This is a genomic window from Candidatus Persebacteraceae bacterium Df01, from assembly GCA_030386295.1.
Lineage (GTDB): Bacteria > Pseudomonadota > Gammaproteobacteria > Tethybacterales > Persebacteraceae > Doriopsillibacter > Doriopsillibacter californiensis.
In genome coordinates, this window is record JANQAO010000003.1 from 139,599 (window position 1) to 159,531 (window position 19,933).

The window sequence follows — 19,933 nt, forward strand, 5'->3', positions numbered from 1 at the left end:
CCACAGCTATCGGTACTTCCCAACAGTAGGATGAGCAGTGTTGTGTTAGAAAGGGCGGGAAGCACTCGTATTTGCATAAATACGGTTGTACGACACAATTATTGCATATTTTAACGGCGCTTTATTTTTACGAATTAAGCTTTGTCAGCATGTTAAAATAGGCTTTTTATTGTTACTACGGAAGGCTTATTAAATTACTGTGCCCGAAAAAGATATTAGTTTTGCCAAAGAATTATCCGAAGTTAGTTTAGAGTCGCGCATGCAAAGTGCCTATTTGGATTACGCTATGAGCGTGATTGTCGGGCGCGCTTTGCCGGATGTACGAGATGGACTAAAGCCAGTGCACCGGCGCACTCTGTATGCCATGCACCAGGCGTCCAACGACTGGAATAAGCCATATAAAAAATCAGCCCGCATCGTTGGTGATGTGTTGGGTAAATTTCACCCACACAGTCAGGATGCCGTTTATGATGCCTTAGTGCGCATGGCACAAAATTTTTCTATGCGCGCCATGCTGGTGGATGGGCAAGGGAACTTTGGCTCTATTGATGGTGATAACCCTGCTGCCATGCGTTACACCGAAGTACGAATGGCTAAAATCGCTCATGCGCTGCTTGAAGATATCGAAAAAGGCACGGTAGATTTTGTTCCCAACTATGACGGTTCTGAAAATGAACCGATGGTATTGCCAGCGCGTTTTCCCAATTTACTGGTGAACGGATCTTCCGGTATCGCCGTGGGCATGGCGACGAATATTCCACCGCATAATCTTGGTGAGACTATTGATGCCGCTTTGTTGCTGTTGGACAAACCTGATGCTGACGTTGCTGATTTGCAAAAATTAATGCCAGCGCCAGATTTTCCTACCGGTGCTTTATTGTTCGACATGGGTGGAGTGACGGCGGCGTATCGTACCGGTCGTGGGCGAGTAACTATGCGAGGCAGAACGCATTTTGAAAATATAGAAAAAAGTAGTTCACGGCAAGCAATTATTATTGATGAATTACCGTATCAAGTTAATAAAGCGACGCTTATTTCCCGCATTGCTGAGCTTGCGCGCGACAAAAAAATTAACGGTATTTCCGACCTGCGCGATGAATCAGACCGCAAGGGCATTCGCGTAGTGGTTGAACTGCGTCGTGGCGAAAATGCCGACGTGATACTTAACCATTTGCACAAAGAAACGCAGTTGCAGGATAATTTTTCCATTAACATGGTGGCGCTAGTAGACGGTGCACCGCAGCAGCTTACACTCAAAGAAATACTCGAAAATTTCTTGCGTCATCGGCGAGAAGTAGTAGTGCGACGGACGCTTTTTGAGTTGAACAAAGCGCGAACGCGAGCTCATTTGCTGGAAGGATATGCCGCAGCGGTGGCCAATGTAGACGAGATTGTTAATCTTATCAAGTCATCATCGTCGCCGGCGGAGGCTGAAAAAGCACTGCTTGCGCGTGAGTGGCCGGCAACAGTGGTGGTGGATATGCTGTCGCGGTTAGAAAAACCTGCCGATGCTATGCCCGAAGATGCTGATAATAGTCGCGGCTTGCAGGCGAACGGTGCTTACTTGTTTTCTACCGTGCAGACCAAAGCAATTTTGGATTTGCGATTGGCTCGATTGACGGCGATGGAGCGCGATAAAATTGCCGCCGATTATGCCTCGGTGGTAGAAGACATAGTGCAATACTTAAATTTGTTGGCTAGCCCTAAAAAGATCAATCGCCGCATTGCCGATGAGCTGAGAGAGGCACACAAAAAACTTTGCGACGCCGCGGCGCAGTGAAATTATCCCCGATGCTGATGACATTAACATAGAAAGCCTGATTACCGAAGAGGAAATGATGGTGACTTTTTCACACCGTGGTTATGTTAAGCGTCAGGCGGTGTCGGATTATCGTACTCAGCGGCGCGGCGGACGTGGTAAGCAAGCTGCGGGAACTCGCGAAGATGATTTTATTAATCGTCTTTTTGTAGCTAGCACACACGATTATCTGCTCATTTTTACTAATTTAGGCAAGGTTTTTTGGAAAAAAGTTTACGAACTACCACTAGCATCTCGCATCAGCCGCGGGCGCCCAATTGTGGGATTGTTGGAGTTGAGTGAAGGAGAGACGGTACAAACCGTTTTGCCGGTAGATAATTTTGAAGGTGAGCGGTATGTAGTTTTTGCCACCGCTGGTGGAGTGGTTAAAAAAACTTTACTATCGGCATTCTCTAATCCACGGCGTAATGGCATTATCGCCATTTCACTGGATGATAATGACCGATTAATTAACGCCGCGCTAACTGGCGACGGCGATACGTTGTTGCTATTTTCTAATGTCGGTAAGGCTGTGCGTTTTTATGCCGGTGACTTACGTGCCATGGGACGTTCGACGCGTGGCGTACGCGGTATGCGCCTTAAGGAGGGGCAACAATTGGTTTCAATGTTGGCGTTATCCGTTGAAGCGGCGGAGCAAAATGCTATTTTAGTAGCTGCAAACAATGGTCGCGGCAAGCGTACTGACGCCGATGAATTTGCTATTAAAGGGCGAGGAGGGCAGGGAGTTATTGCTTTGCGGCTGCCATCCAATGATAAAGATGCGGCCGTTATCGGTGCTACGCTGGCCGGTGATAAAGATGATTTGATGTTGATTACCAACGGCGGAGTGCTAGTACGCACCAGTATGAAAGAAATTCGCCGGTTAGGACGCGTTACCCAAGGTTCTAGATTGATTAATTTAGATAAAAATAGTCGGCTGGTTAGTGTGGCACAAATTATTGAAGAGGATGATGACGACGGAGAATAATCCGCGTGTTAGTGTGGTTTCTCCTACCTATCAGGAGGTGGAAAATATTCCATTATTGGCAGCACGAGTGAATGCGGCGCTAGCCAATGACTCTTATGAATTACTTATTGTTGATGATGACTCCGGTGATGGCACTGCTGCTGTTTGTGCGCAACTAGCAAAAACTCTGCCGGTGCGATTGCTATCGCGTACCGAAAATCGCGGTTTGTCGCCGGCGGTAATTGACGGTATCACTCACGCTAAAGGTGAATTTGTGGTGGTAATAGATGCCGATTTATCTCATCCACCAGAAAAAATATCAGAAATTGTGACCATGTTGGCAAATGGTGAGGCCGATTTTGTTGTTGGTTCGCGTTATGTCAAGGGTGGTGAATTAGATGAAGACTGGCCCTGGTATCGAAAAATAAATTCGCTGGGCGCAACATTGCTGGCAAAGCCGTTAGTACCGCTGGCCGATCCTATGTCGGGATTTTTTGCACTGCGCCGAGACGGTATGCCACAAAAGAATCTATCTCCTATCGGTTATAAAATCGGTTTGGAAATTGCAGTTAAAGCTGGCTGGCCTCGTGAGCGCATTCGGGAAGCACCGATACGTTTTGATGACCGGCAGCACGGAAAAAGTAAGATGACAATGGGGCAGCAGTTTAATTATTTGCGGCACTTGCGACGTTTGTATCACTATCGCTGGCCTAAACGTATGGAACTATTACAATTTACCGCCGTGGGCGGTAGCGGTTTTGTTTTGGATGTCGCGGCATATTTTGCTTTGTTAGCGGTAGGAGTGCCACATTTGGCGGCGCGGGCATTGGCATTTTGGCCGGCAGTAACGTCTAACTGGTTTCTCAATCGTATCATGACTTTTAAGACTCGAGTTCGCACTGAAGCTAAAAAACAGTGGTTTCAATACGTGGCGGTTTCCATTGCCGGTTTTGCTATCAATTGGGGGACATATGCCGGACTTACGCTACAAACTGAATTTTTTGCCGAGCAGCATTTTGTCGCCTTGATGATGGGTGTGTTGGCAGGGACGGCTTTTAATTTCATTTCGTCCGATTGGCTGGTTTTTAAAAAACAATAAGTCTATCGTTCTGATGTGCGCAAGTGACCGAACTGCTGAAATAAACAGTAAGGTCAGGAAATCAGGTTGATGTGAATAACATAATAAAACTCCCTAGCTACGGTTATTTATGTTTTTTCTGTCAATCCATTAATTTAATAGCGGCGGTAATTTCGGTTGCAGTTGTGGCGCCGGCAGAAACAAAATATCGTCAAATGATTTTATGCTATCGTGCCTTGTGGGATGCAATTTTTATTTTTACTTATGGAACGCACTTTGCATTTATGCTTATAAAAAAATATGAGCGCGTTTTTTTATTTACTGGAGGCGTGGTTGTAGTAACAGCTTCGACAGTATCTAGTCAGTTACGAGATATTGCCAACTAATATTGCGCTATCTTTAATTTCCCTTGAGTTAGGGTGGTATTTTACTTATGTTGGGGAGCTCTTTGCTTGCATTGTTCTTAACAAATTATCTGCATCGTCAAAGTTAGTAAAATAATTTTCAAATGGTGTACTGGCTGCGGCCGGATATTTAATCCGACAATGCCGATACCATTGCCAATGCGGCGAGTGCCGCCGTTTCCGCTCGTAGTATTCGTGTACCCAAATTAGCAAAAGTAAAGCCGGCTGAAAGGCATTGTTCTTCTTCTGTATTGGTTAGTCCAGATTCGGGACCAAATAAAAAAATTGCCGGTTGTGCCGACTGATACGCCACCGACAAATGTTGTTTGGCTCGTGGTGATAATAGGATTTTTTGTTTGCTATCGCCTTGCGCTAAAAAATCTGACAAGGTAATTAGAGAATCTACAACGGGTACAGTCGCTCGTCCGCATTGGCCGCTGGCAGCGGTGGACAAGCGTTGCCAACGAGCGATCGGAGCGCGAATATTATTTGTATGGGCGGTGGTTAATGGAGTAATACGAGCGGCGCCCAATTCTGTCATTTTTTCTACTGCCCAATCCATTTTGGCCGACGCACAAACGGCTTGGGCAATGTGAATGCAAATATCGCTATCCGCCATTAATGATGAGATCTTTTCATCTACATGCAATTCAACACCTTTTTTATCAGCGGTGATAATGATCGCCGCATACTCGCCGCCGTTACCGTCAAATACGTGTACAACATCTTTGGGTTTCATGCGCAATACGCGCAATAAGTAATGACTTTGTTGCGCGGGCAGGTAACAGGTGCTGTTGCTTGTTGCCTGCGGCAGGTACAAGCGCGGCGGCATGGCGTTAGTCGCTGGTGTTGCCAATTTTGTGCGGAACAGAAGGGGCGTTGTTCATATGATGCAGTGTGCGCGTGGGAAAGGCAAATTCGGCACCGTGTTTTTGTACAATGGCGGCAACTTCAAGCAAAACGTTGCCTTTGACAGCATGAAAAACTACCCAGTCGGTAGTGCGAGTCATAGCATAAATGAAAAAATCCAACGAAGAGTCGCCATAGCGGTCAAAGGCGACAATCAGCGTTTTATTCTGATCAACATCGGAGTGTGCTTGTAGCATGGCACGGGTGTCTTCTAAGATGACTGATAGCTTGTCAATATCATCGTAGCGCAATCCTATATATTCGTAAATGCGGCGGTTATTCATGCGCTGTGGATTTTCAATAATTTGGCTGGAAAATAGAGAATTTGGTACATACAGTGGCCGTTGGTCAAAAGTACGTAATTCTGTCATGCGCCAGCCAATTTTTTCCACCACGCCTTCAATATTTGAATCAGGGCATCGTATCCAGTCGCCGATAACAAAAGGACGTTCCCAAAAAATCACCATGCCAGATAAAAAATTGGCTAATGTATCTTTGGCGGCAAAACCGATGGCAATGCCGCCAATGCCACCAAAAGCCAACAAACCAGAAATAGACACGCCAAAAGCTTCCATGGTAGTTAGTAGGGCAATAAATACCAAAATTGCGCGTAACACCCGTGATACTGAATATACAGCACCGGGCTGCAACTGTTTGTCGCCGATGCGCAAAGTATTGCGACGATAATGTGTTTCCAAGCCGGAAATTAATCGCAAGAGCGCCCAAAAAAAATGCAATCGTAAAAGCAACGGAGCGTATTGTAGAAAAAAGATGGGCGATGTGTTGGTAATCGGAAAAAATAGTGCCGATGGTGGCGATGATTTGCTGTATTCCCAAAATGAGGATAAAAATCGCAACTGGCGTGTTGATAGCGCGAACGATAATGTCATCCCACGGCTTAACCGTTTCTTGTGCTCGTCGGCTCAGGTAGCGACAGATGCGCGCCCACAAAAATAAGGTAAGGATGGTGGAAACAAGCAATAGTGCACATTTAGCTAGCCAACCGTAGGTTCCTATCCAGATAGAGATGTCTGCAATAAAGGAAGTCATGATACTTTTCTTGTACGGGTAATGCGGGCGCGTAGTGAAGGAGCACGTAAAGCCAGTAAAGCAATCATAATGACCAAATAGGTTAACGGCTCAGAGAGATCTTCTCCGCGCTCAAGCCAGAGAAAGTGTAAGGGCCCCAGTAGCGCAATAAGATAAATACTTTTGTGTAGGCTCGTCCAGCGTTTGCTTCCCATTTTTTTGATACTGAAGCGATTAGAAGTTATTGCCAGTGGTAGCAACAGCAAAAAAGCAACAAAGCCGACGGTAATGTATTTGCGCTTGATAATGTCATCAACAACCAGTGAAAAATCTAGCTGCAAATCCAAAAACAAATAGGTGCAAAAATGGCAGAACACATAAAAAAATGCAAATAAGCCAAACATGCGGCGCAGTTTAATAGGGCTGTTCCATCGCGTTATTTGACGCAGCGGTGTCATCAGCAAGATGATAATTAAAAAGTGCAAAGCATGTTCTCCTGTCTCGCGGGTAATAAATTCTACCGGCTCGGTGATATTACCGCTTAATACGGCATAGGTTATTGCCGCCAGCGGCGCTAAGGAAACAATAAAAAGCGTTCCCTTGAGTAAGTTAAAGCGCTGAGGCGAAAGCGATTGCGCAACCGGCATTAGAAGTTTTTTTGCAAATCCATGCCGGCGTATAGTGACGCTACTTCATCGGCGAAACCGTTAAACATTTCAGTAGGACGGCGTGTCGGAAACAGACTATCGTCAATAACGCGCTCTGATGCTTGACTCCAGCGTGGATGATCAGCCATTGGATTGACGTTGGCATAAAAACCGTACTCGCTCGGTTGTATGAAATTCCATGTGGTGGTTGGTTGCTCAGCAGAAAAAACGATTTTGACTGGAGCTTTACCCGATTTAAACCCGTATTTCCAAGGAATCATAAGACGTACCGGTGCGCCGTTTTGAGTTGGAATACGCTCGCCGTACATGCCAAATACCAGTAGCGTTAGCGGATTTATGGCTTCATCCAGCCGCAAGGCTTCAATATAGGGCCAGGGCAGGGAACGGTTGGCTTTATCAGGAAATAGGGTTTCTGGATTGAAAGTAATAAAACTTACGTATTTACAACCAGCGGCGGGTTCTACTGCATTTACCAGTGCTTTTAGCGGAAAGCCAATCCAAGGAATAACCATAGACCACGCTTCTACACAGCGTAGGCGATAAATACGTTCTTCCATCGGTGCCAATTTTGCTAAGTCATCCACATCAAAAATTCGAGGCTTGTTGACCGTGCCGTTAACTTCCACTTTCCATGGTTCTGGTTTATACCAATCAGCGTTGCTGGCTGGGTCGCTTTTACCGGTACTCAATTCATAAAAGTTATTGTGTCCTTGCGCTTTCTTTTTTGGAGCCAAAGCTTCATAGTTTTGTGATTTCAAAGTATATGCCGAAGGGCTAGCGGCAAGTGGTGTGGCGGCTGTCGCGTTATTGGTCAGAGCAAAAGCCGACATTGACAACATCCCCGCAAGCAAACGACGACGATTGTGATAAAAATGCGATGGTGTGATTTCAGACGGACGGTAACGGTCAGGTTTACGAATTAGCATATTGTTCCTTTGAGAATCGCTTGTTAGGCGGAAATATAGCACGCAAGGAGGTTCTTATAGAAACGCTATCGCATGGATGACAGCATTAGAATATTGCCGATGTCTGGTACAAAGGCAGATTTTTTTATTAAAGGAGTAAGAGTTTTTTCAGTAAGAAGGGTAGTCTATAATTTAATTTATGTCGCATTCACTTAAATTAGATAATTATGAGCGTCCTGTTTTACACCCCCCTACGGGTGATAGGCGGTTGCTTCTCCATTCCTGTTGTGCGCCGTGCGCTGGTGAAATTATAGAAGCACTGTTGGCTTCTAATATTTTGCTCACAGTGTTTTTTTACAATCCCAACATTCATCCCCACGCTGAATATGAAATACGCAAGCGTGAAAATCGGCGTTTTTGCGAGCAACGTAACGTGCCCGTTATTGATGCTGATTACGATTTGGATAATTGGTTTGTGCGGGTGCGAGGACTAGAAAATGAACCAGAGCGCGGGCGGCGCTGTACGGCATGTTTTAATATGCGTTTTGAGCGTACTGCTCTGTATGCAGCAGAAAACGATTTTTCATTAATTTCTAGCACACTCGGTATTTCACGTTGGAAAGATATGGCGCAGATTAATGGTTGTGGTGAACGGGCTGCGGCGCGCTGGGAAGGCATGCACTATTGGACGTTTAACTGGCGTAAGCACGGTGGTAGTCAGCGTATGATTGAGCTAGCCAAGCGAGAAAATTTTTATCAGCAGGAATATTGCGGTTGTGTGTATTCACTGCGCGACACTAATTCTTGGCGAAGACAAAATAACCGCCCGCGAGTAGAGCGGGGAGTTAAGTTTTACGGTTATGGTGGGCTGTTATGACATTGCGGCGAATAGCCTGTCTGGGGAGAAGCAAACAAGCCTTACCAGCACGCGAACTGTTATCAGTAGTGACAAAATTATCAGCACAAGGGATTGAAGTGCTGTTTGAATCGCGCTTAGCGGCGCATTGTGATGCAGATGCAATAAAAAATAGCGGTGTGACGGTTTTGTCAATGAGCGAAGTGCGTCAAGCCGAAATAGCGGTGGTGTTGGGCGGTGACGGTACTTTTTTGCGAGCTGCGCGGCACTGCGCTCCACTGGGGATTCCGCTTGCTGGCGTTAATTTGGGACATTTGGGATTTCTGACCGACATTGCTTACGAAGATATGCGGCACGCGCTCTTAGATATTATCGGCGGTGCTCATCAGCTAGAAAAGCGCTTTATTTTGGCTGCGCAAGTGGAACGCAACGGAAAGGTATTGGAAGAAAGCGGTACCATTGCTATCAATGACATTGTGTTTAGTCGTGGCGAAGCCGGTGTATTGTTGGGACTGCGGGTTTCTATTAATGGTGCACTGGCGTACGATTTGCGTGCCGACGGGTTAATTGTATCAACACCGTCTGGTTCTACAGCTTATGCGTTGGCGGCGGGAGGACCTATTGTCGCGCCAAATTTAAAAGCGGTGTTGTTGGTGCCGCTGTGCCCACACGCGTTAACTTATCGACCGCTGGCATTGAACGCTGCCGGCATGGATGTGACAGTGGAAATTACTAAATCAAAAACGGCACAATTACATTTGGATGGTGATTTACGGGTGCCGCTGGATAAGGGAGATATTGTTCGGGTACGACGTTATGCTAAGCCACTACGCCTTTATCACCCGCAGTCGTATGATTATTTTGCGACATTGCGGCAAAAATTGCACTGGGGAAACTAAGTGTTGCTTCGCTTGGCGCTGCGGCGCTTTGTTGTGATTGAAGAAGTACAAATTGACTTTGCCACTGGCTTTTGTGTGCTAACCGGAGAAACTGGCGCTGGTAAATCTCTATTGGTTGACGCTTTAGCGTTATTGGCTGGCGGACGGATGACAGGTAGCAGAATCATGCCGGGAGCCGATGCAGCTGAAGTGGAAGCAGTTTTTGACGTCGTGGAGTGCCCGACATTAGTTCAATGGCTAGAAGACAACGCCTTGCCTGCCGATGAAGAATTTGTTGTGCGGCGGGTTTTGTCAGCGCAGAAATCACGAGCATTTATTAACGGTAGACAAGTGCCACTTACCGTTGCCGCTGATGCGGTATCGCAGTTAGTTGATATTTGTGGACAGCACGCACATTATTCTCTGCGTAAGGCGGCAGCGCATCGAGAGCTTTTAGATTCGTGCGCGCACGCAGACGACGAAATAGCTTCAGTGCAGCAGGCACATCGGTTGTGGTCATCGGCGAACGAAACGTTAAGTGCAGCGCAAAAATCAGCGGCGGATATACAACGACAGCAAGCGGTGCTGGAAGAAGAAATTGCGGAATTGGATGCTTTGCATTTTTCACTTGAACGTTGGGAACTTGAAAGTGCACAGTTAACACGTTTAGAGCATGTCGCCGATTTGGCGGTTGGGTGCGCACAAGCACAACAGGCATTGGAAGGCGACGATGGTGCCGAGCATGGATTAGTCCAGGCGCAACGAGCATTAGAGTCATTGCGGCGATTGGATGATGCTTTGAGTGAGCCGCTAGAGTGCCTAGAACAGGCATTAGTTGCCTCTAACGAGGCCGTGCGTGCCTTAAGCGCTTATGCCGACCAGTTGCAGCCTGACCCAGCAGCACAAGAGGCTGCTGATACCTTTATAGCTGCGGCTCATCGTTTGGCGCGTAAATATCAATTGGCCGCCCCGACACAGCTGGAAGAATTGTTAAACGCCAAAAAGGCGCAAGCAGCGCAAGGAGCAGCGGCAGATATTGAAGTACTAACGGCAAAAGAGCAACGCACACGTAAAGGACTGCTGGCGGCAAGTCGTCGGCTTAGCGGCAAAAGGAAGCGAGCTGCAGAAAAATTAGAAGAAAGCGTATCCATTATGTTGCCTCAATTGGCAATGCCGGAAGCGCGATTAACTGTGCAATTAACATCGTTGGATTTTCCTGATGTACACGGAGGTGAGCGGGTGGAATTATTAATTAACACACGCAAAAATGCGGTACCGGCGCCGATTGCAGAAGTGGCGTCTGGCGGCGAGTTGTCGCGGTTAGGGCTGGCTTTGCAGATTGCTGCCGGGCGAGAGCGTCCGCGTCCAATAGCGGTATTTGATGAAGTGGACGGCGGTATTGGTGGTGCCACGGCCGCTGTTGTTGGCAAAATGTTGCAAACGTTGGGGGAATCTCGACAAGTATTGTGCGTGACACATTTAGCGCAAGTCGCTGCCTGTGCCGCACATCATTGGCGGGTGCGCACTGTTGATATTCGTGGTATTCGCGGTGTAGAAATACAAAAGTTGTCTACCGGAGAGCGAGAAGAAGAATTAGCTCGCATTGTTGGTGGAGCGGTAATTACTGATGAGGCACGCGCTAACGCGGCGGACTTGTTGCGGCAAGCGCAGTATTAATAACTTAATAACAGTTGTTTATTTTTTTATTAATTTAGTATTCATTAGTTCTTAAATGTATTGCACAAAGTAGTGTTACTTTTTTAAAATTGTGTGCCGAGTGGCAGTTCTTTTATTAATCGCTACGGTAGCGATAATCAGCGCAGCAAAAAGCAAAGTCGGAAAATTCAGAGCCTCATCTACAATGACGAGTGAGGCAAAAATCGTTACCGCTGGCATCAGCAACATTGTTTGACTCACCCGTCACACCACCCAGTACTAATCTCTTGTTCCACCAAAAAAAGCCGGCTAATTGCTAATCAGTGCTAGATACCAAAAACCGCTCCACTCTGCCACCAACAAATGTGCCTACACATCTATGCCGTCTCGTCACAATGTGGGCGGAAAAAACCACAGTGCCACAAAAAATAAATAGTAAGGCAATGACGAGCGCCCAGCAGATTACCGCCAACCGTCAATTTCTTTGGATAATTGCCCACTCAGCAAATAGTCAACGGCGGCGCTGATAATGGCGCCAACAGCTACGGTTGAGCGCATGGGTGCTAAAAAAATCGGATCAAAGAGCAGCAACTCCTAAATTTTCCCAAGCCATACCAAGTGTCCCTTTGTTAGTTAATCGTTGCGCATGAGTGCCAACGGCGATTGTTTCATTCTGTGAATAACGCTTAGACAACCAGCGATTAAAAACAGAATAATACCAGCGGCAACTACGATAAAAGGATTTCCACCGCTTAGCTGCCATTTGAGTTCAAAAATAAACTCTACTATCAATTTCGATGCGAGAAGACCAAATATTAATGCTGGTAGTAGTGCTACGCCTGCCATAGCAGCAAATTCGGTAAACCCTTTTAGCGCCAATGTTTTGGTGGATGCGCCAAGTAACCGTAGCGTTGTTGCTTCGTCGGCGCGCCGTCGTTGTCCGTCCATGAGTGCCGCCACCACGACAGGTATTCCGCTTACCAGCAAAAATAGCGCTGATAATTGCAACAAAAAAGAAATGCTACGTAGCAGTCTCTTAATCAATTCAAATGCTGTGCCAGTGGACAGCGGCGTTACATTAGGAAACTGTTTAGCTAGTGCCAACTTAACAAGCGTTTCATCCGCCGGTGGCAAGAAGGCTGCGCCCATCAAGGAATAGGGCGCGTTACCAAAAGGGCGCTGATTCATCATGATAACAAAGTTAATATCAAAACTCTGCCAGTCAATATCGCGAAAACTAGTGACAATGCCGCTCCAGCGTCGCCCTAAAATATTGAGTTCCAGCGTGTCACCTAGTTCCATCCCAAAAGCTTCTCCCGCTTCGGCATCAAATGAGATTTGAGGTGCATCAATGTTCTCATTCCATAATTTTCCCGCGCTAACTTGGCTGGCACCAATATAATCACCGCCTATCGTCCATGTGAGACCGCGATCGCCCCGCAAAATCCAGCGTAAATTATCAGGTGCCTCAATGGTATCTGCTGCTCGTCCGCCGATAGAGACAATGCGTCCGCGTAAAAATGGAATAGTGCGCAACCGTGCTGTTGGACTGATGTCAGTAATAGCTTCCCGCAATGCTTGTTCTTGTTCTTCACGGATGCCAATAAAGTATAGTGTTGGTGCCTCACGACGTAGGGTATCGTCAATACGGGCTGCAAAATTGCTTTCAATATTGAGTATGCCAATGAGCAGTGCCATGCCGATGGAAAATGACACAATGCCGGCAGCAGTTTGCCGTCGGTTGCGGGCAATAGCCAGTAATCCCCAGGAAAACGGTGGTGGACAGCGTCTTGCTAGCGGCTCGCTGGCACCGGCAATGGCGACGGACAATCCGTAAATTATCGCTGCCGCAGCCAAAATGCCAGCAGCTGCGATTTTTTCGCGCCAGCCAAGTGGAATGGCAAGAATCGTTATCGTCCAAATCGTGCCAATGGTAAGCCAATCCCGTTTTGGTGGAGGCGGCGAATTGTCTTCCGTTGCTCCAAAAAGTGATAACGGATTAACCCGAGAAAAACGCAATACGGGTGCGGCAACAAATGCCGCGCCCATCATCAGCGCAACAAAAAAAGCGCGTGCCATAGCACTCCACGGCCATTCTGGCGTAAATGCTACAGGTAAAGAAGCTGACAGATAAGGCGATGCAGCAAAGAGTAAGCCGCCACCAATGAGTGTGCCTGCTAATGCGCCGCTAATGACAAATAAAAATACCACACCCAAATACACCCATCTCACGAGTGCTGCCGACCCACCTAACATTTTAATAACGGCAATGGCGCGTGTGCGAGCACGTAAAAAAGCCGATGCTGCTCCACCTACTCCAATGCCGGCAATGAGCATAGCTGCCAAGGACATCAGTGACAAAAAATCGCGCATGCGCGCTACAAACCGACGTAAACTTGGCATGGCTTCTTCTGCCCTACGTACTCGCCAGCCAGCCTCGGGAAATGCCTCAGTAAGCCGCGCCTCCCAGGCTGTTTCATCGTCGCTAGCTTTTAATTTCACCCGTGCAAAGTGATTTTCTAATAACCCAGCTGTGTCGGACAAAGTTTCATCAACGCCTCGAGCTTTAAGTAGCACTAGTGGCGAGGCCATCCACACTCGTGAATCAGGGTCGGGTTCTTGCTCCACGATGCCGACAATGCGTAAGGTAAGCCCCACGGCCTCAAAAATATCACCATGCCGCAAGTGCAATAGTTTTAGTAATTCTTGAGCAACTAAAGCCGGAAACGCACCTTCAGCATCTATATAGTCGGCGGACAGCAAAGGATTGTTATCTTCTTGCAACACCAAATCGCCATACAGAGGATAAGCATCATCAACCGTTTTAATGCGTACCATTTGTGTTTTGTCACCAGCAATCGCTAGCGCACTGGCGACTCGCATTTGAGACATGTTGGCACTGTTGTCATTGAGCCAACGTAATTCATCAGCATTGAAAGCGCGCTGCGACAAGCGTACAGACATATCGCCACCAAGTAACGTTTTGGAGGAGGCATTAAATGATTTTTCAAAGGTGTCGCTGATGGCAAGCACCAACGCAAGAGCGGCAGCGGCTAGTGCGGTGGTGAGCGCAGCAAGTACGAAAAGTCGCTTTTCGCCACGTAACTCACAACGAAAAATAAAACGTTCAGCTGACGTTAAGATTGCCATTTTTAAGTGTATGAATAGTATCAAATTGTTTCAGTATTTCGTTGTTATGTGTGACAAAAACTAGTGTAGTGCTGTATTCTCTTACTAATCCTAGTAGCGTATCTAAAACAAATTTTCCAGTATCATAATCCAAATTTCCAGTAGGCTCATCGGCAAGCAACAGGGGCGGGTGTAATGCAAAAGCACGGGCAATTGCGACTCGCTGTCGTTCCCCACCAGATAATTGCGAAGGGAAATGCGTCAGTCGAGGAGATAAACCTACTGCTGCCAGTGATTCTTTAGCACGAGCGGCCGGTTTGGTTATACCTGCCAATTCCAGCGGCAAAATAACGTTTTCTAATGCAGTCATCGTTTCCAGTAAATGAAAATGTTGAAAGACTATTCCTATTTGAGTGCGGCGTAAATCAGCAAGGGTATTTTCGTCCAATGTTGAAACATCACGCCCGAGCGTATTTGCCTTGCCTTGAGTAGGACGCAATAGTCCGGCGATAATCGCTAACAGGCTGGTTTTTCCAGCGCCGGAAGGGCCGGTCATGGCGACGGTTTCGCCATTGGCAACAGTTAAATTTAAGTTTTTTAACACTGGCACTGTGCCATTTGAAAAAGATAAGGCGACATCGGACAGGCAAACGGCGTTTGATGGGATAGAATCGTTACTCATGAAAGCGATTCTAATAGCAATTGTTGCCGTCGTTACCCTTTTCGCGCCAGTGCGTGCTGATTCTCCGGTGATTATTACCGCTTTTGGCGACAGTTTGGCCGCTGGTTATGGATTGAAAAAAAACGAAGGTTTTGTGCCGGTGCTGCAAGCACATTTGCGAGAGCAAGGATTGCCAGTGAAAGTTATTAACGCTGCTATTGCCGGCGACACAACGTCGGATGCCTTGGCACGAGTAGACTGGATGTTGGAGGACAAGCCCGATATTGTTATTGTAGAATTCGGCGCTAACGACATGTTTCGAGGTATTCCCATTGCATTAACACAAAAAAATTTCGATGCCATTATTCGCCGTATTCAACAAACAGGAGCTCATGTGTTACTGGCAGGGATGTTTGCTCCAAACAATTACGGAGAAAAATATAAAAGTAATTTCAAAGATTTATATAAAAAATTGAGTGTTAAATATGATGTTCCGCTGTATCCGTTTTTCTTATTTGGCGTGGCATTACAGCAAGCTCTTAATTTGCCGGATGGCATTCACCCCAATGCCGATGGAGTGAAAATTATCGTCAACAATATTGCGCCACAAGTTGCCGGCATGGTGCGTAACTTGAGGCAGGAATAAAACGTGTCCACTTTGCGTCTGTCTTTTTTTGCCGGTGCGGTATTGTGCTTTGCTTCGTTAGCAATTGCCTATTTTTACATGGAGCGGCATTTGTTGTTAGAACCATGTCCGCTGTGTATTTTAGATCGCATCGTAGTTTTCGTAATGGGATGCGCCTTTTTGCTGTCTGCTTTTTCTGGCACATACAGACGCAAGGTTTTGTGGAGTGTGAATTTGTTGGCTTTGGCGCTGGGGTTTGTTTTTGCTGGACGTCATGTCTGGCAACAATATCAACCAGTAAGCGAATCAGCAAATTGTCTATCAGATGGTGCTGTTGCCGCTAATTTTACGGAAGTTATTCGCCGCGCTTTTGGTGCTGAAGGTGATTGTGGCGCTATTTATTGGGAGTTCCTAGGTCTGAGTATCCCTGAGTTAGTGCTTATTTTGTTTGGTGTTTTTTCCGTATTGTTGGCAGCACAACTAGTATGGTTGCGTAAATGATAGCCAAAATAAAAGACATTGTCGCCGAACTTGCAGCCGGTCGCATGATTGTACTGGTGGATGATGAAGACCGTGAAAATGAAGGTGATTTGTTGCTGCCTGCTTGTTTTGCTACGCCGGAAGCGGTTAATTTCATGGCCATTCATGCTCGTGGATTAATTTGTCTTACTCTTACGGACACGCAATGCGAACGCTTACGTTTGCCGATGATGTCGTCGCACAATGGTGCGTCTTTTGGCACCAATTTTACCGTTTCCATTGAAGCAGCGCAGGGAGTCACTACCGGTATATCGGCGCAGGACCGTGCTCGCACCATTTTAGCTGCCGCTAACCCAGATGCTGCCGCTAATGACATTGTCATGCCCGGACATGTGTTTCCAGTACGCGCAAATCCGGGCGGGGTATTGGTGCGTGCTGGTCATACTGAAGCGGGTTGTGATCTTGCACGCATGGCAGGGCTGTTTCCTGCTACGGTAATTTGTGAAATCATGAATAAAGATGGCAGTATGGCGCGGCTAGACAATTTAATTACTTTTGCCCGCACACACAAAATTAAAATTGGTTCTATTCAATCTATTATTGAACATCGACTTAAGAATGAAGTGTTGGTAAAACGCGAACAGGCGCTGTCAGTGGAAACTGCTGCGGGAAGTTTTGAATTACTATCTTTTCGTGACACTGTATCCGGTCAGCTGCATCTAGCTTTTTGCCGAGGTAGCATTGTGCCAGATGAGCCGCTGTTGGTGAGAGTTCTGGTAGAACCTACGTTTTTAGACGGCGTGTTGTCTACATTACCATCCCGGTCGTGGAGCGTGATGGAAACTTTGCGGCGCATTGACAAGGAAGGGAAGGGCGCATTGGTAGTACTTAACGCTACTGATTCGGGTAATGACAAAATCGTTCAGCAATTGACTGATTTTTCTGCGCAGCCACCTATTGGTATTGCTGGGCGGTTGCGTACTTACGGCATTGGCGCACAAATTTTGCGTAACATCGGCGCAGGTCAGATTCGCTTACTTTCCGGAAAAATGACGCTGCCCAACATGGCTGGTTTTGGGCTGGAAATTATGGAGATTATTGAACGATGAACATTGCTATTGTGCTAGCAGATTTTTATTCTGATATTTCACAACAACTACTAGATAGCTGTGAAAAAGCGTTACGGGGTGTTGGTAATGTGCAAACTTGCATTGAGCGAGTTCCCGGAGCTTTGGAAATTCCGTTTGCACTTAAAACATTAGCCAACAAAAATTCGCCAACTGCATTGGTAGCGCTAGGGTGCGTGATTCGCGGTGAAACGTATCATTTTGAAACAGTCGCTGATATATGTGCGCAGGGGATATTGCAGGTGCAAATGGAAACAGGAGTGCCGGTAGGTAACGGAGTATTGACAGTGGAAAACATGACGCAGGCACAGGCGCGTACTGGTAAAGGGGCAGATGCGGCGTTGGCAGCAGTTCGGTTGGCAATGCTGGCAGGACGACCATGACCGCTCGCCGTTTGGCGCGGTTGGCAGTGGTAAGGGTGTTGTACGCAGCACTGTTACAAAATATCAGTGCGGAAGAAGCGTTATTAATGACCAGTCAGTCCAATTTTGAAAAGCCAGAGACACTGGAGGACAAGCTTACACTGGCGTTGTTGCAAGCAGCGGATGAGCATAGTGCGCGCATTGAAACGTTAACAGTGGAGGCATTGTCCCGCCCACTCACGCAATTAAGTGACATAGAACAGGTGATTATCCGCGCTGCAACGGCGGAATTGCTTGTTTTTCCGCTTACTTCTCATCGCGTTGTTATTGATGAGGCAATAGAAATTGCCAAACAATTTGGCGCTGAAGGCGGTTATAAAATTGTTAATGGTACGCTTAACGCTATTGCTATTAAACTCAGAAATAACCATGCCGGAAAAGTAAGTGATGGCACTGTGGAAAACAAAGAAAGCAATGACATATTAGAAGACGACAATGCATGAGCGGCGCGTTATTGCTGATTATTTTTATTTTTCTCACAATCAGTCGGTTACTGTCGGCATCGGTGATGATGCTGCCGTGGTGCGCCCTCCCACCAATGCCCAGCTAGCGGTTAGTACTGATACGTTGGTGGAAAACGTACACTTTTTTTCTGATGCAGCACCTTTTTTTCTTGCGCGCAAGGCGGCCGCAGTGAGTTTATCTGATATGGCAGCGATGGGTGCACGCCCATTGTGGATGACGGTAGCACTTACGGCGACCAAAGGTGCCGATTGGTTAGCAGCTTTTGCCAACGGCTTACGCAACAGTGCGGCAGAGTTTGACTATGCAATTATCGGCGGCGATTTATCGCGTGGAGAGCGAGTGTCAGTAACCACTACAGCAATCGGCACAGTGGAAGGTACTCCAATCGTGCGTGGCGGTGCTACCATTGGTGATGATGTGTGGTTATCTGGTGCCACCGGCGAGGCAGCACTGGCAGTGCGCTGGCGCCAGAAAATTTTACCGATACCAGAAAACACTGACTATGCAACCGTACTGGCGCGCTTGGATAATCCTACTCCACGAGTAGCACTAGGTTTTAGCTTACGCGGCATTGCTTCGGCGGCAATGGATTTGTCGGATGGCTTGATGTTGGCGGCAGAAGATGTTGCTGCCACTTCAGGCGTGAGCATTGTGCTGGAATTTCCCCGTTTGCCAGTAGCCGCAGCCTTGCACTGTTTGTCGGAATCGGCGCGTAATGAACTCATGCTTGCCGGCGGTGATGATTATGAATTGTTATTTTGTGCGCCGACGACAAAACATGCACAAGTGTTAGCCGCATCGAATGGAACGGCGTATTGTATCGGTCAGGTTGTAGCCGGAGAAGGTGTTATTGTTAGAGATGTCAACGGACAAGAAATAAATTTGTCACAAAAAGGTTATGAGCACGACTTCTGCGACTAAACAATGGGTTTTTAGCGACGTCGGGCACTGTCTTGCATTTGGTTTCGGTGCGGGATTAACACCGAAAATACCCGGGACGGCGGGTACCGTACTGGCATTCCCGTTGTATTGGCTCAGTGCGCAATGGCTGTGGCAAATACAATGGTTGTTGGTGTTGGTGCTAATCGTATTGGGAATCTGGCTGTGTGGGCGGGCTTGCCGTGCTTTGGGCCAGCATGATGATAGCGGTGTGGTATTGGATGAAATTGCCGCTTTTTACATGGTATTGTTATTGACGCCGTCAACATGGCAATGGCAAGCAGCAGCGTTTGCCGTTTTTCGCTTGCTAGATTCGCTCAAACCCCCCCCAATTAACTGGTTGGATAAATATGTCAAAGGGGGCACTGGCATTATGGTAGATGATTTGGCGGCGGCGGCACTAACCGTAGTGATAATTGCCGCGCCGCAATTTGCGGTAGAGTAATGAATGTAGAATTGTTTGAATTATCGCGCACGATAGGTGAGCTCGCACAACGGCAGCATATCAAAGTAGCAACGGCTGAGTCATGTACCGGTGGTTTACTTGCGGCAACGTTAACTCATTGGTCAGGCGCGTCGGCATGGTTTGAGTGTGGTGTCATTGCCTATACCAACGAAGCAAAAAAACAGCTGCTCGCGGTGCCGGAAGATATTTTGTCAATGCACGGTGCGGTGAGTGAACCTGTTGCTGCAGCCATGTGTGCCGGAGTAGAAAGTGATGCTGTACTGTCTATTACAGGCATTGCCGGACCGACCGGCGGTAGTGCAGAAAAACCAGTGGGGACGGTTTGTTTTGGCTGGCAGTTTATGGATGAAACGCACACAGCAACTCGGAGCTTTTCCGGAAATCGTGAAGCCGTGCGCATAGCCGCTGCTATTCACGCTTTGTTGACAATGGTAAAGTGGTTGCGGGAAGTAGAAAGTAAAGTTCTATAGT

22 protein-coding genes and 1 pseudogene are annotated in these 19,933 nt (G+C 47.1%); 15 read left to right on the top strand and 8 right to left on the bottom strand.

Annotated elements, in window-relative coordinates; all coding sequences use genetic code 11:
- Positions 1–259: 259 nt before the first annotated feature.
- From gyrA to NQX30_05300, 3 genes and pseudogenes are all read left to right on the top strand, one after another.
- Positions 260–2,786: pseudogene (gyrA, locus tag NQX30_05290) on the top strand (DNA gyrase subunit A).
- The gene (locus NQX30_05295; GenBank protein ID MDM5147781.1) at positions 2,767–3,864 is read left to right on the top strand and encodes a glycosyltransferase family 2 protein; all 1,098 of its coding nucleotides are present in this window, start codon (positions 2,767–2,769) and stop codon (positions 3,862–3,864) included. The pseudogene gyrA and the gene NQX30_05295 overlap by 20 nt, the downstream one beginning before the upstream one ends.
- A 71-nt stretch (positions 3,865–3,935) precedes the next feature.
- Positions 3,936–4,229: a hypothetical protein gene (locus NQX30_05300; GenBank protein MDM5147782.1), complete on the top strand. Its 294-nt coding sequence runs from the start codon at positions 3,936–3,938 to the stop codon at positions 4,227–4,229.
- Positions 4,230–4,377: 148 nt separating this feature from the next.
- Here NQX30_05300 and NQX30_05305 read toward each other — a convergent pair whose 3' ends face one another.
- On the bottom strand, positions 4,378–5,103 hold the full coding sequence (locus NQX30_05305; protein ID MDM5147783.1) for a 16S rRNA (uracil(1498)-N(3))-methyltransferase: 726 nt from the start codon (positions 5,101–5,103) through the stop codon (positions 4,378–4,380).
- Complete coding sequence (locus tag NQX30_05310) at positions 5,084–5,872, bottom strand: mechanosensitive ion channel family protein (protein ID MDM5147784.1); 789 nt, start codon at positions 5,870–5,872, stop codon at positions 5,084–5,086. Before NQX30_05310 ends, NQX30_05305 begins: the two co-directional genes overlap by 20 nt.
- A gap of 55 nt (positions 5,873–5,927) precedes the next feature.
- Between NQX30_05310 and NQX30_05315 the strand changes: the two genes are divergently transcribed.
- Positions 5,928–6,113: a hypothetical protein gene (locus NQX30_05315; protein MDM5147785.1), complete on the top strand. Its 186-nt coding sequence runs from the start codon at positions 5,928–5,930 to the stop codon at positions 6,111–6,113.
- 89 nt (positions 6,114–6,202) lie between these two features.
- Here the strand turns inward: NQX30_05315 and NQX30_05320 are convergent, their stop codons facing one another.
- Both NQX30_05320 and msrP read right to left on the bottom strand, forming a co-directional pair.
- Positions 6,203–6,832: a sulfoxide reductase heme-binding subunit YedZ gene (locus NQX30_05320; GenBank protein ID MDM5147786.1), complete on the bottom strand. Its 630-nt coding sequence runs from the start codon at positions 6,830–6,832 to the stop codon at positions 6,203–6,205.
- Complete coding sequence (msrP, locus tag NQX30_05325) at positions 6,832–7,779, bottom strand: protein-methionine-sulfoxide reductase catalytic subunit MsrP (protein ID MDM5147787.1); 948 nt, start codon at positions 7,777–7,779, stop codon at positions 6,832–6,834. Before msrP ends, NQX30_05320 begins: the two co-directional genes overlap by 1 nt.
- 178 nt (positions 7,780–7,957) lie before the next feature.
- Between msrP and NQX30_05330 the strand changes: the two genes are divergently transcribed.
- From NQX30_05330 to NQX30_05340, 3 genes are read left to right on the top strand one after another with little or no spacing between them, the layout of a single operon-like run.
- Positions 7,958–8,635 carry an epoxyqueuosine reductase QueH gene (locus tag NQX30_05330; protein ID MDM5147788.1) on the top strand — a complete coding sequence of 226 codons (678 nt, stop codon included), beginning with the start codon at positions 7,958–7,960 and terminating at the stop codon, positions 8,633–8,635.
- On the top strand, positions 8,632–9,513 hold the full coding sequence (locus NQX30_05335; protein MDM5147789.1) for an NAD(+)/NADH kinase: 882 nt from the start codon (positions 8,632–8,634) through the stop codon (positions 9,511–9,513). Before NQX30_05330 ends, NQX30_05335 begins: the two co-directional genes overlap by 4 nt.
- The gene (locus NQX30_05340) at positions 9,514–11,169 is read left to right on the top strand and encodes a DNA repair protein RecN (protein MDM5147790.1); all 1,656 of its coding nucleotides are present in this window, start codon (positions 9,514–9,516) and stop codon (positions 11,167–11,169) included.
- A 75-nt stretch (positions 11,170–11,244) separates the two neighbouring features.
- Here NQX30_05340 and NQX30_05345 read toward each other — a convergent pair whose 3' ends face one another.
- From NQX30_05345 to NQX30_05360, 4 genes are all read right to left on the bottom strand, one after another.
- On the bottom strand, positions 11,245–11,409 hold the full coding sequence (locus tag NQX30_05345) for a hypothetical protein (GenBank protein MDM5147791.1): 165 nt from the start codon (positions 11,407–11,409) through the stop codon (positions 11,245–11,247).
- A gap of 201 nt (positions 11,410–11,610) precedes the next feature.
- The gene (locus NQX30_05350; GenBank protein ID MDM5147792.1) at positions 11,611–11,739 is read right to left on the bottom strand and encodes a hypothetical protein; all 129 of its coding nucleotides are present in this window, start codon (positions 11,737–11,739) and stop codon (positions 11,611–11,613) included.
- 42 nt (positions 11,740–11,781) lie between these two features.
- A complete protein-coding gene (locus NQX30_05355; GenBank protein ID MDM5147793.1) occupies positions 11,782–14,298 on the bottom strand; it encodes an ABC transporter permease in 2,517 nt (838 codons plus the stop codon).
- The gene (locus tag NQX30_05360; GenBank protein ID MDM5147794.1) at positions 14,276–14,959 is read right to left on the bottom strand and encodes an ABC transporter ATP-binding protein; all 684 of its coding nucleotides are present in this window, start codon (positions 14,957–14,959) and stop codon (positions 14,276–14,278) included. Before NQX30_05360 ends, NQX30_05355 begins: the two co-directional genes overlap by 23 nt.
- On the opposite strand from NQX30_05360, the gene NQX30_05365 reads away from it, so the two are divergent.
- From NQX30_05365 to NQX30_05400, 8 genes are read left to right on the top strand one after another with little or no spacing between them, the layout of a single operon-like run.
- Positions 14,958–15,584, top strand: a complete 627-nt coding sequence (locus tag NQX30_05365; GenBank protein ID MDM5147795.1) for an arylesterase — start codon at positions 14,958–14,960, stop codon at positions 15,582–15,584. The two genes, NQX30_05360 and NQX30_05365, sit on opposite strands and share 2 nt — an antisense overlap.
- A gap of 3 nt (positions 15,585–15,587) precedes the next feature.
- The gene (locus NQX30_05370) at positions 15,588–16,064 is read left to right on the top strand and encodes a disulfide bond formation protein B (protein ID MDM5147796.1); all 477 of its coding nucleotides are present in this window, start codon (positions 15,588–15,590) and stop codon (positions 16,062–16,064) included.
- Positions 16,061–17,152 (top strand): 3,4-dihydroxy-2-butanone-4-phosphate synthase, encoded by a 1,092-nt coding sequence (ribB, locus tag NQX30_05375; protein MDM5147797.1) that lies wholly within the window; start codon positions 16,061–16,063, stop codon positions 17,150–17,152. Before NQX30_05370 ends, ribB begins: the two co-directional genes overlap by 4 nt.
- A complete protein-coding gene (ribH, locus tag NQX30_05380; protein MDM5147798.1) occupies positions 17,149–17,553 on the top strand; it encodes a 6,7-dimethyl-8-ribityllumazine synthase in 405 nt (134 codons plus the stop codon). The genes ribB and ribH overlap by 4 nt, the downstream gene beginning before the upstream one ends.
- The gene (locus NQX30_05385; GenBank protein MDM5147799.1) at positions 17,550–18,035 is read left to right on the top strand and encodes a transcription antitermination protein NusB; all 486 of its coding nucleotides are present in this window, start codon (positions 17,550–17,552) and stop codon (positions 18,033–18,035) included. Before ribH ends, NQX30_05385 begins: the two co-directional genes overlap by 4 nt.
- Positions 18,028–18,978, top strand: coding sequence for a thiamine-phosphate kinase (gene thiL / locus NQX30_05390; GenBank protein ID MDM5147800.1), 951 nt, complete (start codon positions 18,028–18,030; stop codon positions 18,976–18,978). The genes NQX30_05385 and thiL overlap by 8 nt, the downstream gene beginning before the upstream one ends.
- On the top strand, positions 18,956–19,441 hold the full coding sequence (locus NQX30_05395; GenBank protein ID MDM5147801.1) for a phosphatidylglycerophosphatase A: 486 nt from the start codon (positions 18,956–18,958) through the stop codon (positions 19,439–19,441). The genes thiL and NQX30_05395 overlap by 23 nt, the downstream gene beginning before the upstream one ends.
- Positions 19,441–19,932 carry a CinA family protein gene (locus NQX30_05400; GenBank protein ID MDM5147802.1) on the top strand — a complete coding sequence of 164 codons (492 nt, stop codon included), beginning with the start codon at positions 19,441–19,443 and terminating at the stop codon, positions 19,930–19,932. Before NQX30_05395 ends, NQX30_05400 begins: the two co-directional genes overlap by 1 nt.
- The last annotated feature ends 1 nt before the right edge of the window (position 19,933 follow it).